The sequence below is a fragment of the Streptomyces solitudinis genome (assembly GCF_036323765.1).
In the GTDB taxonomy this organism is placed as follows: domain Bacteria; phylum Actinomycetota; class Actinomycetes; order Streptomycetales; family Streptomycetaceae; genus Streptomyces.
The window spans coordinates 817894-831613 of the sequence record NZ_JAZDCW010000002.1 but is presented as its reverse complement, the minus strand read 5'-3'; the positions used below and the strand labels follow the sequence as shown (position 1 = coordinate 831613).

Genomic DNA, 13720 nt, shown 5'->3' with positions numbered 1-13720 from the left:
CCGCACGCCGTGTCCGCGCGCAGTGATTGCGAGCAGAGCATGACCCATCTCCACGTTTTCGTCACTCGCCCTTCGCCCGGCGGGAAAGCGGCCGACGCCGGGCGGTGCGGTCATGGACGAAGGCGCCGGACCCGCCCGTCCGGGCACCGGAGCACCCCGGGAACGGGACATAACGCCGCAGGTGAGGGCGTACGGACAGCGGAACCGGGGGCTTTGGTCCACTCCTGCGGCGGTTGGCGGCTTACCGCCTCCTCATCGCCATATCACGCCTCTTCCAGCGAAACGTGGGTGCAATTCGACGCACCGGGCCATTCGGCGGGGAAAGCGCTGTGGGCCATCTCACAACGTGCTGCGATATGTGGACTCCACGTGACGGTGCGCGCATAGTTCTCGCGGTTCTTTGTCTTTTCTGTGTGGGCTGCCTGGCTGTCTGCGCGGCTTTTTGTGGGGGGTCGGCTGTGTCCACGCACGCGACGCGGGATTGGTTCCGCCGTTCGGGGCGGCGGACGCGCCCCGCCACGCACCGGTACCGGAGCCGGCGGGGCCTGGGCACCGCGCTCGCCGCCCTGATGGTCGTCACCGCGCTGCCCGCCCAGGCCCTCGCCCTGCCACCCGGCGACGCCCGCAACGGCCCCGCCCTCACCGCCCTCCAGCAGGAGGCGGAAGCCGCGCTGGACGAGGCGAAGGCCGCCGAGTACGCCGAGTGGACCGGCGACCAGGCCCCGTCCGTCGAGTACCAGCCCAGCGCCGTCACCGTGCCCGAGGGCGGCACCGCCGCCGTCCCGCTGGACGCCGCGGGCGACGACCTCGTGCAGGCCGGCGACCTCCCCGTCAGCCTCGGCAAGGCGTCACCCACCGAGGACAACCCCGCGCCGCCGGAGCCGTCGGGCACCTGGAACGTCGAGGTGGAGGCCCGCGCGGCCGTCGAGGGCCTCGGCGTCGACGGCGCCCTCATCACCGTCACACCGCCGTCCACCACCGCCACCCCCGTCGACGTCGCCCTCGACTACTCCGCGTTCGAGGACCTGTACGGCACCGAGTGGGCCACCCGGCTGAAGCTCGAACAGCTCCCCGAGTGCTTCCTCACCACCCCCGAACTGCCCGAGTGCACCACCCCCGCCGAAGTGCCCTCCGCCAACGACGCGGGCTCCGACACCGTCCGCGCGACCGTCGACCCGGCCCGCGCGCAGGCGTCCGGCATGTCGACCCAGGCGGGCGGCGGCCCCATGGTGCTGGCCGCCACCGACGGCGGCGCGGGCGCGGGCGGCACGTACAAGGCCACCGACCTCTCCCCGACCGGCTCCTGGACAGCCGGAGGCTCCGGCGGCGGCTTCTCCTGGACCTACCCGCTGACCGTGCCCGCGCCCCCGGCCGGTCCCGCGCCCGAGATCGCCTTCTCCTACTCCTCGCAGGCCGTCGACGGCAAGACGTCCGTGGCCAACGGGCAGGCGTCCTGGATCGGCGACGGCTGGGACTGGAAGCCCGGCTTCATCGAACGCCGCTACCGCTCCTGCTCCGAGGACCTCGACGGCAGCCCCAACAACGACAACACCACCGACAAGAAGAAGTCGGACCTGTGCTGGTCCGGAAACCACGTGGTGATGTCGCTCGGCGGCGCCTCCACCGAACTCGTCCTGGACGACGGCCAGTGGGTGCCCGCCACCGACGACGGCACCAAGGTCGAGCTGAGGAAGGACACCGCCCTCGGCAACGGCGACAACGACGGCGAGCACTGGGTCGTCACCAGCCGCGACGGCACCCGGCACTGGTTCGGCAAGCACCGCGTCGGCGGCGGCCGGGCCGACACGAACTCGGTGTTCACCGCCCCCGTCTTCGGCAACCACGCGGGCGAACCCTGCCACGCGAGCACCTTCGCCGGCTCCTCCTGCACCCAGGCGTGGCGCTGGAACCTCGACTACGTCGAGGACGTCCACGGCAACGCCATGGTCGTCGACTGGGCGAAGGAGACCAACCGCTACGCCAAGAACGGCAAGTTCAAGGACCACGTCTCCTACGTGCGCGGCGGCTGGCCCAAGCGCGTCGACTACGGCCTGCGCGCCGGCGACCTGGACGGCGCGCCCGCCGGACGCGTCGTGTTCTCCGTCGCCGAGCGGTGCATCAAGGAAGGCGAGATCACCTGCTCCGACGCCTCCTTCGACTCCGACAACTACGGCGACAAACAGCCCTGGTGGGACACCCCCTCCACGCTCTACTGCCAGGCCGACGCGGAGAACTGCTACGTCTCCGCGCCCACCTTCTGGACCCGCAAGCGGCTCTCCGGCGTCACCACCTACGCCCAGCGCACCGAGGGGTCCACCGCGCTGTCCAAGGTGGACGTCTGGTCGCTGGAGCACTCGTTCCCCAAGCAGCGCACCGACACCCACCCGCCGCTGTGGCTGGAGTCCATCACCCGCACCGGCTACGGCCCCCGCGGCACGGCGACGACGCTGCCCCCGGTGACGTTCCTGGCGAACGTCGTCGACATGCCCAACCGCGTCGCCCGCTCCACCGCCGACCCCACCCCCGACTTCGACCGGCTGCGCGTGGAGACCATCCGCACCGAGACCGGCGGGGAGATCCAGGTCACCTACTCCAACCCCTGCCCCCTCGGCGCCTCCCCCGACCCGGACACCAACGGCACCCGCTGCTTCCCCGTGCACTGGTCCCCGGACCCGGAGCTGGAGGAGCCGGAAATCGAGTGGTTCAACAAGTACGTCGTCACCAAGGTCGTCGAACGCGACCGCGTCGCCCGGCAGCCCGACGTCCTCACCACCTACACCTACGAGGGCGACGCCGCCTGGGCCAAGGACCGCGACCCGTTCTCCAAGCCCGAGCTGCGCACCTACAGCCAGTGGCGCGGCTACGCGTCCGTCGTCACCCGCCAGGGACGCACCGAGAACACCGGCGACCACGACGCCACCGTCCAGACCCAGACCCGCACCCGGTACTTCCGCGGCATGTCGGGGGACGCCGGACGGGCGGCCGTCACCGTCAAGGACTCCACCGGCCAGACCCTCGCCGAGGACCTCTACCCCTACCAGGGCCGCACCGCCGAGACGCTTCTCTACGACGGCGCGGGCGGCGACGTCCTCGCCCGCGACGTCTCCTGGCCCTGGGCGGAGAAGACCGCGAGCCGGACCCTCGGCGACGGGCTGCCCGCCCTGGAAGCCTGGCGCAGCGGCGTCCGCCGCACCGACGCCGTCCAGAGCGTGACCGACGGCGAACGCACCGTCCGCACCGTCACCACCGTCGACGACACCTACGGGCTGCCCACGACCGTCCAGCGCGAGACGCTCACCCCCGACGGCAGCGGCGGCCACACCACCGGCGACCGCCAGTGCGTGACGCACTCCTACGTCCACAACCCGGCCAAGCACCTCATCGGCCTGCCCTCCCGGCAGCGCACGACGGTCGGCACCTGCGCCCAGGCGGCCACCGCGACCGGCGACGCCGTCGTCTCCGACACCCGCACCTCCTACGACGCGCTCGACGCCTTCGGCGTCGCACCGGCCCGCGGCCTGCCCCGCCAGGTCGACACCGTCGACGGCGACGGCTCCGGCTGGATCACCACCGCCCGCAGCACGTTCGACGCCCTCGGCCGCGTCACCTCCGCGACGGACGCGAAGGGCGCCAAGGTCACCACGACCTACGCCCCCACCGCCGGACCCGCCTTCTCCAGCACCACGACGAACCCGCTCGGGCACACCACCGTCACCGCCGTGGACCCCGGACGCGGCACCGCGCACAAGGTCACCGACCCCAACGGCCGCACGGTGACGTCCTCGTACGACGACCTCGGCCGGATCACCGCCGTGTGGACGGCCTCCCAGAACCCCGCCACCGACGACCCGGCCCACGCCTTCGCGTACCAGATCGCCGAGGACGCCCCGCCCACCGTCACCACCAGCACCCTGCGCGACAACGGCACCTACGCCGACACCGTCACCCTCTACGACGGCCTGCTGCGCACCCGCCAGACGCAGACGGAGGCCCTCGGCGGCGGCCGCGTCATCACCGACACCCGGTACAACTCCCAGGGCAAGCCCGCCGCCACCAACGACGGCTACCTGACGCGCGGCGAACCCGAGCGCTCCCTGTTCTTCCCCGAGACCGTCTTCCAGGTCCCGCAGTCCACCGAGACCGCCTACGACGGACTGGCCCGCCCGGTGCGGACCACCACGCTGTACGAGGGCGAGGCCGACCACTCCTCCGTCACCGCCTACGCGGGCGAGTGGACGCTCACCCGCACCGGCATGACCGGCGACGGCACCTCCACCCGCCGGGGCAGCGCCGCCGCCAGGACGTGGACCGACGTGCTCGGCCGCACCACACGCATCCAGCACTTCACCACCCCGAACCTCTCGGAGTGGACCGACACCCGCTACACCTACGACGCGCGCGGCCACCGCACGAAGGTCACCGACCCCGACGGCAACGAGTGGACGTACGCCTACGACGCCCGGGGCCGCCTCACCGAGTCCACGGACCCGGACATGGGCACGGCGTCCTTCACCTACGACGCGCGGGACCAGCAGGTCACCGCCACCGACGCCCAGGGCCGCACCCGGCACACCTCCTACGACGTGCTGGGCCGCAAGACCGCCCTGCGCGAGGACTCCGCCGACGGCACCCTCGTCGCCGCGTGGACCTACGACACCCTCCCCGGGGCCAAGGGCCTCCCCGTCGCCGCCACCCGCTACACCGACGGCGCGGCGTTCACGACGGAGACCACCGGCTACGACACCGAGTACCGGCCCACCGGCAGCCGCACCGTCATCCCCGACACCCCGCAGACGACCGGCCTCGCCGGCACCTACACCTACCGCCAGACCTACACCCCGACGGGCCTGCCCGAGACGACCGTCCTGCCCGCGACGCCGGGCGGCCTGTCCCAGGAGAAGGTGATCACCCGCTACAACGGCGAGGACGCACCCGTCTCCACCTCGGGCCACGACTGGTACACCGCCGAGACCACCTACAGCCCCTACGGCGAGGTGCTGCGCACCGTCTCCGGCGAAGCACCGCACCGCGTGTGGTCCACCGCCGAGTACGACCCGTACACCCGGCGCCTCGACCGCACCATCACCGACCGCGAGAAGGCCGCCCCGCACCGCGTCACGAACACGTACTACGGCTACGACATCGCCGGAAACGTCACCTGGATCACCGACGACGGACCCGGCACCGCCGACGACCGCCAGTGCTTCAGCTACGACACGCTCGGCCAGCTCCGCCACGCCTGGACCGCCTCCACCGGCGGCTGCCCCCGCCAGAGCACCGCCCGCGACTCCGGACCCGTCCCCTCGGACGTCACCGCGGGCCCGGACGGCGACGGCTACTGGCACACCTACGCGTACGACGCCATCGGCAACCGCACCCAGCTGACCGACCACGACCTGACCGACCCGGCGCTCGACGACACCTACACCTACAGCTACGGCACCACCGTCACCGGCAACGGCACCAGCGCCCCGGTCGACGTCCAGCCGCACACCCTCACCCGCGTCGACGCCGTCGAGAAGACGGCCACCGGCACGGTCGAGTCCCTCCAGACCTACGCCTACGACCTGGCCGGGAACACCACGGAGCGCATGATCGGAGGTGACACACAAAAGCTCACGTGGAACGCCGAGAACAAGCTCACCAGCGTCGACACCACCGGCGACGGCGTCGAGGACATCACCTACCTCTACGACGCCGACGGCAACCGCGTCGTGGAGCGCACCCCCACGGACGCGACCCTGTTCCTCGGTGACGCCCAGATCACCGTCAACGCGGCGGGGAACGCCACCGAGGCACGCCGCTACTACAGCCACGCCGGCGCCCCCACCACCGTCCGCTCCACCGGCGGCAGCGCGGACCGGGACGACCACACGCTGACCGTCCTGCTGGCCGACCACCACAACACGGCCAACACCGCCGTCACGCTCGACGCCGCCATGGCCGTCCAGCGCCGCAAGTTCGACCCGTTCGGCAACCCGCGCGGCGACGAACCCGCCGCCTGGCCCGGCCGCGACTCCTTCCTCGGCACCGGCATCGACGACCCCCTCACCGGCCTCACCCACATCGGCGCCCGCGAGTACGACGCCACCACGGGCCGCTTCATCTCGGTCGACCCGCTCATCGACATCACCGACCCCCAGCAGATGAACGGCTACGCCTACGCCAACAACAACCCGGTCACCCTCTCCGACCCCTCGGGCCTTGCCGTCCCGGAGTGCCTGCAAGGTCTCATCCAGTGCAGTGGCGGTGTACCCACAAGCTCCTCGGGAGGGAGCGGTGTCGGGTCCGCACTTGGCGGCGCTACTTCCGCGGGCGGAATGGGGGCAGTATCCGGCGGTAGGGCTTCATCCGGAGGCGCAAGCTATGCGGCTATTGGTACTCCGGTCACCCGGGGCACTGGCAGAGCCCGCATCAATCTTCAGGCCACTGTCAGGGTCAGCACATCCTGTCCCTGGGCAATGGGAACAAATACTTGCAATTCATCCGGAAATCCTGCTTATGAGAAGCAGTACGTTGGTGGCTCCTTCTATAACACCGATGTATCCAATAAGCCATGCTCGGGCTTCGCGATCTGCATCGCTGTTTATGCCTTGGCAGCGGTGGCTTCGGCTGTAATTTTTGCCCCTCCCTGCATTGCTGCCGCTCCGGCATGTGCCAGGATCGGTGAGGAAATAGTCGCGGAAGCTGTCGGCGAGGCCGTGCCCGGTATCGATATGCCTAGGCGCGGACAATCTGATCGTAAAGCACCTTCGGTCGACTGCAAGAACAGCTTCCCTGAGGGCGTTGGAGTCCTCATGTCTGACGGCTCTGTTAAAAGGATCGAGGACGTTGAACCGGGTGACGAAGTCATTGCCACCGATCCTGAGACGGGCCACACGGAAAGCAAAAAGGTCACTGCTTCCATATTCACATCGGAGGACAAGAGTTTCGTCGACCTGGCCGTACTGGTCGATGGCGAAAAGGAAGTAATCACCGCTACCACGCATCACCCATTCTGGTCTGAATCTGAGCGGTCGTGGAAGGACGCGGGTGACGTCGAGCCTGGGATGTCCCTCCGCACAGAGGCTGGGCACCCCGTAGAGGTCGTCTCTGCTCGGCAGTATGATGCCAACTACGAGACGTACAACCTGACGGTCCTGTACACGCACACGTACTATGTGCTGGCGGGCGAGACTCCGGTCCTCGTTCACAATGCAAATTGTCCATGGACCTCGGTGCGTAAGTACGACGGCGATGGCCACCCGGTGGACGGAACCCGCATACCGACGAACGATGCGCTCGATTCGGCAGAGAAGTGGCTTGGTTCTGGATACAAGGAGACTGTTCCGGGTAGCGGGCGGTACGTTTCGAGGGACGGTACACGTGTTGCAAGAATGGGTGAATCGGATATCACTGGACAGCATGGCGGTGGCCCGCACATGAACTTTGAGCGACTCGCCCCCAATCCGAAGAAGCCTGGAAAAATGATGGTCGTCGAGAATCGACACATCTATCTCGAGTAGGTCAATTCCAGTTGATTTGCTGCCCGAGGGAGTTAATACTCGCCTTCGGGCAGCAAAGTCGCTAGTCAGTAAGTTAGGAGCACTCGATGGAGCAAGTGATTGTCACCCCCGATTACCGGCCTGATGAAGGGCTGCGCTTCTCGTGGGATGAGGGATTTGAGATCATGGTCTCTGCGACTCGATCGGAAGTTCTCATTAAGGCCAACCGTGCGGGGCTCACTTCATTGGCGCGACACCTTCTTACGCTTGCGCAGGAAGGCGTAAGCAATGGGATGCATGTCCATCTTACTGCTGACCAAGAGATCGAATCCGAGATTGATCTGATCCTGGAGCGGATAGCAGACTGAGTCTCTTCGACTCACATCCTTTTCGACTGATCGCAGCCTGTGTTGATAGACGCACCGAAGGCCCCGAGAATTTGCATCTGCAGCCTCGGGGCCTTCGGTGTGTCTGATACGTCAACTTCCGCTCCGCCTTGACGGCAACGGTGACGGCAACGTCAGTGGACGGCCATTGGGGCAGACGGTTCGTCGGTGCATCTCTGTGGTGAGCTGAGCGCGTTGCCGAGGGCGTTGATGGCTTGGCGTTGGAGTCGGAGTCGGACGTGGGCGTAGACGCCGGCGGTGACGCCGATGTGGGCGTGCCCCAACAACTCCTTAATTACGACGAGGTCGACACCCTGCTCCAGGAGAAGGGTGGCGGTCGAGTGGCGGAGGTCGTGAAAGCGGATGCGCCGGAGCCCGGCCCGGTTGAGGAAGCTGCGGAAGCGGCGGGTGAGATTGGCAGGGTCGAGAGGCCGTCCTGTGGGCGTGGTGAAGACGAGGCTGTTGTCTCTCCAGTCCGGCCCTGCGGTCTCGCGCTCCTTGTCCTGCTGCTCCTGGTGCTTCTTGAGGGAGTGGATGCATTCGGTCGGGAGCGCGATACGGCGCTCGGACGCCCGGGTCTTGGTGGGCAGATGCGTGAGGCCGCCGGTGCGAGTGCGCTGGAGCGAGCGCCGGATGCTAGCCGTTCCGGTGGTGAGGTCGAGGTCTTCCCAGTGGAGGCCGAGGAGTTCGCCCTTGCGGAGTCCGGTGCGGAGGGCAAGTTCGTACAGCGCATGCAGCCGGTCGGCGCGGGCCGCGTCGAGGAACCGGCGGGCCTCGGCTGCGGTGAGTGGCCGGAAGCGCCTGGGCCGGGGTGCGGTGGTCTTGACGTTCCGGGCGACGTTGCGGGGCAGTTCGTCTTCGCGGACGGCGTGTTCTAGAGCGGACTTGAGGACCGAGTGCACGTACGTCACCGTCGAAGGGGACAACTGCTTCTGGCAGCAATCGCCGACCGCGCAGCATGCCTTCCGTTCGGCGTCCAGGCCCTGGGTGCAGCACTGGCAGGTGGTACGGAGCCGGTCGAGGAAGGTGCGGACCTCCTTGGCGGTGAGGCGCGCGACCTTCTTCGTACCGAGGCCGGGGATGAGGTGGAGGCGGACGCAGGCGGCGTAGCGGGTGTGGGTGTTCTCCCGAAGCCCGTGGATGGCGACGCTGCCCAGCCAGTAGGCCAGGTAGTCGCCGACGGTGCTGTCGGCGGTGGCGACAGGGAGACCGCGGTTGCTGTTGGCGATCTTCTCGACGAGTTTGTCGGCGGCTTCTCTCCGCGTGCTGCCGTAGACCCGGACGCGTTTGCGGCTGCCGTCGGCGGCGAGGACGTAGCCGGCGGCTTCCCAGCGGCCGTCCTTGCGCTGGTAGATGGTGCCTTCGCCGTTGGCGCGGGCCTTCTTGCGCTTGGGGGCGGTCATCGGGAGGCCTCTTCCAGGTGGCGCTGGACGTAGTCGTCCAGCGCGTGGGCGGGAATGCGGCGGGCGCGGCCGATGGTCAGTGAGGCCAGGCGGCGGGTGCGCAGCAGGTCGTACAGGGCGGAGCGGCCGATCTTGAGACGGGCCATCGCCTCGTGGACGGTGAGGAGTTCGTCATCACGCACTGGTTGTCACCTCCTGCTCGCGCGTCGGGCCGCCGCCGATGAGGGCGGCGAGGCGTTCGAGGTCGGGGGTGAGGCCGGTGCCGTCGTAGGCCCAGTGGGCGAGGACGAGGGTGGTCGGGGAGGGCGGAGGGGTGTGGCGGCGGTGCCAGGCGGCGCGGGCGGCCCGGAGGGCGCCGAGGGTGGTGGAGTAGGCGCGGGTCTTGGTGGAGAAGTGGCCGCGGAAGCCGAGCATGTGGGCCCACTTGCGCAGGTTCAGGTGCTTGAGGTCGTCGCGGTTGCCGAGGGCCCAGGCGGTGCGGATCATGCGGGCGGCGTGCTCGGGCACGGACTCGAACCAGAGGTCGGTGATCCTCTTCAGCCGGTGGTCGAGGGTGCCGGTCGCGGCTTCGGTGCCCTTGGTGGCGTACTTGGCGACGTATCCGGCTACCTTGCCCTCGGTGATCGTGGTCCCGCCCTGGAAGGCGGAGGACCGGATGATCCTGGTGTCGATCTGCTGGCCGAAGGTGAAGGAGTGGGCGCGGCCGTTGATCTCCGGTCCGTCGATGTGGGCGCGGGTGGCCGCGATCCGGATGGCGTCGGCGAGGAGTTCGGGCGTGGCCCAGGCGGGTGGCGGGGTGTAGCTGCCTGCGGGGCCGTCGAGGCGGATCACGGCGTGGAAGTGGATCAGTCCGCGCTGCTGGTACTCGGCGACCTTGGCGTACGAGACCCGGACGACCTTGGAGAGCAGGCGTTGCGGGACACCAGCTGCGGCGGCGATGGTGCGGCGCAGGTGGAGCATGAATCGGGCCCACAGGGCCGGGGCATGGGCGTTCCACAGCACCGCGCCGGTGTAGTCGTACCGCTCCGGGTCGAGCGCGGTGCCGAGGAGCGGGTCGCCCTTGGTGTGGGTGCGTCCGCAGCGGCAGCGGGCGGAGCCGCCCACGCGTCGCCCGTGGACGGGGCCGTATGAGGGTGCGGTGAGGGTGGCGAAGACGCGGGGGTGGGTGGCGACCTGTTCGGGGATGTTCTTGCCGCCGCGCAGGCCGGCGGCGATGAGGTGGTAGGTGTCCTGTCGGTAGAGCTCGGCGCAGGAGGGGCAGCGGGTGCTGCGGCGGTTGCCACAGCGCACCAGCAGGTGCCCGATGGGCAGTTCCTGGGACTTCAGTTCGCGCAGGATCTCGCCGGTGAAGGCGTCGATCTCGGTGCGCTGGCCTTCGAGCCGGATCGGTTGGGCGCAGCCGCCCAGGGAGGAGAGTTGCCGTACCAGGCCGAGCAGGTTCCGGTATCCGGTGAACGTGGGCAGCGCGGCCGCGGCCGGTTCGGGGCCGGGGATTGTGGTGGTCGGGGTGTGCGGTGGCATGCTGGCGGGACCTCTCTGCACTGCGGCACACGCGTGCGCCGTGGATGGATGGGAGGGAGGCCCCGGCAGGGGCGAGGGTTTGGCGACTACACGCCCTTGCCGGGGATCACTGCGAAGCGGGACCAGGAGACGGCGGTCACGCGGCCTTGTCCAGGTCGACGCGGTCGGGCAGCTCGCGGACCTTGAGCCCTTCGGCGCACATCAGGTCGTTGATCTGCCAGCAGGCTTCGGTGGGCAGGTAGACCGAGCGCAGCCGGACCGGGGTGCGCATGTCGCCGACGGAGGCGATGGACACGCCCTGGGGCATGGTGCGGTCGGCGGCGGTGATGTCCAGTTCCCGGCCGTCGGGGAAGAGGTGCAGGAAATCCTCGACGGTGTCGACGCGGTGGCAGATCCGGGCGGACAGATTGGTGCGTACGGCGGTGGTGAGCACGTCGGCGGAGGGCTTCTGGGCGAGCAGCCACAGCCGGACGCCGAACTTGGCGCCCTGGCTAGCGATGGCCAGCAGCTCGGCCTCGAAACGTTCGCGGGCCTTGCGGTCCGGGTGCCGGGTGTAGTTCGCCACCTCGTCGATCACCACGAGCAGCAGCGGCAGTTCGGGGCTGAACTCGGTGATGCGGTCGGTACGGCCGGACCAGAACAGCCGCTCCCGGCGCTGCATCTCCTCGCGGACCCAGCGCAGGATCTCGGTCGGCTCGTCGGGATGGACGGCGTCGGAGACCTTGTAGGCGGTACGCCACCAGGGCGCCACCGCCCCGAGGTTGGGGTCGATCACGATCAGACGCACATCCCGCATCAGCGAGGCGTAGGCGAGCAGGGTGTTGACGGTGATCGATTTGCCGGAGCGGGTGAGGCCGGCGACGAGGGCGTGGGCGGAGTAGGCGAGGTTGAGCACGATGGGGGTGCCGTCCTCGTCCCAGCCGAGCAGCACGTCATCGGTGGAGACAAACTGCCCCGGTCGGCAGACGGGGGATCCATCCGGGCCGAGGAGTGGTGAGCGGATCACCGCCTCCAGCGGCTCCCGCCGGAAGCCGCGCGCGACGATCACTCCGGGCTTGGGCTGACTGATCCGGATGCGCCGCATACCCCAGGCGTCGCACAGCCCCTCGCCGGCGTCCTGCCAGGCGCTCAGCCCCACTTGCGGCAGGGCATCGGCGGTGACGGTGACGCCGAAGGCGTCGGCACGGGTGTGCAGGCGTGGCACCAGCACGCGCGGCTTGGTCGGTTGTTCCTGCGGGCCGTACTGCTGGAGCACGGTCGGGGTGGCGTCCTTGACCGCCAGGCCCAGCATCGGCGCGAGCCGCTTCCAGCCCCACCGCAGCCGCCGCGCCTGCCTCAGACTGACCCGGGTCTCGGCATCGGCCCGGTACCAGCGGGTGAAGCAGTACCCGGCCCAGCCCAGCAGCCCGAGCACGCCGAGGCCGACCACGGCCAGGAGTACGAGCCCGAGGGGGTGGCCGGGCATCAGGCACCGGCCTTGGCAGTGACGGCGTCGGCGCGCAGGGAGATGCCGTGCCGGTCCTTGCCGTTGATCTCGTTCTCCCAGGCCGAGGCAACCAGGCCGGTGAAGGCGACGGGCAGGCCGACCTTCAGGCCCTTGCCGAGACCCGGCTCCGGGACCTTCACAGTGATCACTTCGGCGCGGCCGTTGAAGGCGAACATCACGTCCACCAGGTGCAGGTGAGCGCCGGTGACCCGGTCGATCGCGGGCTGCCGGCCTTCGCGATCCTTGAAGTGCGGCCGGGGCTCGGAGGCCAGGATCATCAGGGCCTGGGACTGGTCGATGGGCATGGTCTTCACGGCAAACCTCCAGGTAGAGGGGTGCGAGTCACCCGTATGGGTGATCGCGTGCCGCAACCATACATTCATTCCATCCATAGTCCATCCCTATTGAGTTCCATTCGTTTCTTGCGATGGTCCATCCATCAGGCGGCTACCCTGATCCCGTGAGGCCGCTGAGCTGGTGAAACACGACAGTCAGCAGGCGGCCCGCGGCGGGTGGAATCGGACCGGGACCAGGGATGGACATGGCTGCTGCTGACGAAGCGCGCTTGACGTTCGAACGCATCGCGGACGACCTGCGGCAGCAGATCCGGGACGGCGAACTGTGTCCGGGTCAGCTCCTGCCGACGCAGAGCCAGCTCATGCAGACCTACAAGGCATCGAGCCTGACCGTGCAGAAGGCGATCCGACTGCTCAGGAATGAAGGCTGGGTCATCGCCCGCCAGGGGCGCGGCACTTTCGTCACGCGCTCGGCCGACTTCGAGGACGCCTTCGAGAAGGTCGCCGGCGATCTCCAGCAGCAGATCTACTCCGGCGCTCTGGCGCCCGGCGCCAGGCTGCCCGCGCGCGAGGTCCTGGCGGAGCACTACGCGGTGCCGCTGAACGTGGTCACCAACGCCATTGCCCTGTTGGCGGGCAACTTCCTCCTGCGCTACCCCGGCGAACTGCCCGGCGACGAGGTCTACGTACGCGACTGGGACGACCACGGCTTCGCCACCCAGCTCATCCACGGCCGCCTGGTCCGCAAGATCAGAGACGGCTCACTGGCCAGGGGGGCCAGGGTCACCGTGGGCGAGGTGGTCGACGCGATCGGCGGCGACCCGGAATCCGCAGATCAGGCCCTGACCTTCCTCGCCCTGGAGGGCAGGATGAAGAAGGCCCACCAGCGCAACGGTTCGATGGCTTATATCGTCGTGGGGGGCGAGTTCGGCACAGAAGTGCCGGTCACGGTGCAGCCGGTGGATGAGCCGGGCGAACCGTCGACTGCCCCGCGGAACGAGTTCCCGGCGGTGGCCGGAGTGGCGGATCTGGCCTACAAGCTCGAACGCGCCCTGGAGCGGATCGAAAAACTCGAAGAACGCGTCGAACGCCTCGAAGGCCGCGACACGGACTGAGGCGGGCACGTGAACGGCGGCGTCCCCGA

Annotated in this window: 8 protein-coding genes; 3 read left to right on the top strand and 5 right to left on the bottom strand. The window is 69.0% G+C overall.

What is annotated here, in order from left to right:
• Positions 1-458: 458 nt before the first annotated feature.
• The gene (locus tag V1J52_RS07390; RefSeq protein WP_330138783.1) at positions 459-7505 is read left to right on the top strand and encodes a polymorphic toxin-type HINT domain-containing protein; all 7047 of its coding nucleotides are present in this window, start codon (positions 459-461) and stop codon (positions 7503-7505) included.
• 86 nt (positions 7506-7591) lie between these two features.
• Complete coding sequence (locus V1J52_RS07385) at positions 7592-7852, top strand: Imm32 family immunity protein (RefSeq protein ID WP_330138782.1); 261 nt, start codon at positions 7592-7594, stop codon at positions 7850-7852.
• Between the two features lie 152 nt (positions 7853-8004).
• Here the strand turns inward: V1J52_RS07385 and V1J52_RS07380 are convergent, their stop codons facing one another.
• The 5 genes from V1J52_RS07380 to V1J52_RS07360 all read right to left on the bottom strand — a co-directional run bounded on the left by V1J52_RS07380 (position 8005) and on the right by V1J52_RS07360 (position 12585).
• Positions 8005-9273, bottom strand: coding sequence for a tyrosine-type recombinase/integrase (locus V1J52_RS07380; RefSeq protein WP_330138781.1), 1269 nt, complete (start codon positions 9271-9273; stop codon positions 8005-8007).
• Positions 9270-9455 carry a helix-turn-helix domain-containing protein gene (locus tag V1J52_RS07375; RefSeq protein ID WP_330138780.1) on the bottom strand — a complete coding sequence of 62 codons (186 nt, stop codon included), beginning with the start codon at positions 9453-9455 and terminating at the stop codon, positions 9270-9272. Before V1J52_RS07375 ends, V1J52_RS07380 begins: the two co-directional genes overlap by 4 nt.
• Positions 9448-10794, bottom strand: coding sequence for a replication initiator (locus V1J52_RS07370; protein WP_330138779.1), 1347 nt, complete (start codon positions 10792-10794; stop codon positions 9448-9450). Before V1J52_RS07370 ends, V1J52_RS07375 begins: the two co-directional genes overlap by 8 nt.
• Positions 10795-10930: 136 nt before the next feature.
• Positions 10931-12259, bottom strand: coding sequence for an FtsK/SpoIIIE domain-containing protein (locus V1J52_RS07365; protein WP_330138778.1), 1329 nt, complete (start codon positions 12257-12259; stop codon positions 10931-10933).
• Positions 12259-12585: an SCO3933 family regulatory protein gene (locus tag V1J52_RS07360; protein ID WP_330138869.1), complete on the bottom strand. Its 327-nt coding sequence runs from the start codon at positions 12583-12585 to the stop codon at positions 12259-12261. The genes V1J52_RS07365 and V1J52_RS07360 overlap by 1 nt, the downstream gene beginning before the upstream one ends.
• Before the next feature lie 236 nt (positions 12586-12821).
• On the opposite strand from V1J52_RS07360, the gene V1J52_RS07355 reads away from it, so the two are divergent.
• Positions 12822-13691: a GntR family transcriptional regulator gene (locus V1J52_RS07355; RefSeq protein WP_330138777.1), complete on the top strand. Its 870-nt coding sequence runs from the start codon at positions 12822-12824 to the stop codon at positions 13689-13691.
• The last annotated feature ends 29 nt before the right edge of the window (positions 13692-13720 follow it).

Coding starts and splice junctions, on each gene's coding strand:
- V1J52_RS07385 (WP_330138782.1), top strand. CDS start 7,592: ATGGAGCAAGTGATTGTCACCCCCGATTACCGGCCTGATGAAGGGCTG.
- V1J52_RS07380 (WP_330138781.1), bottom strand. CDS start 9,273: ATGACCGCCCCCAAGCGCAAGAAGGCCCGCGCCAACGGCGAAGGCACC.
- V1J52_RS07370 (WP_330138779.1), bottom strand. CDS start 10,794: ATGCCACCGCACACCCCGACCACCACAATCCCCGGCCCCGAACCGGCC.
- V1J52_RS07365 (WP_330138778.1), bottom strand. CDS start 12,259: ATGCCCGGCCACCCCCTCGGGCTCGTACTCCTGGCCGTGGTCGGCCTC.
- V1J52_RS07360 (WP_330138869.1), bottom strand. CDS start 12,585: ATGCCCATCGACCAGTCCCAGGCCCTGATGATCCTGGCCTCCGAGCCC.
- V1J52_RS07355 (WP_330138777.1), top strand. CDS start 12,822: ATGGCTGCTGCTGACGAAGCGCGCTTGACGTTCGAACGCATCGCGGAC.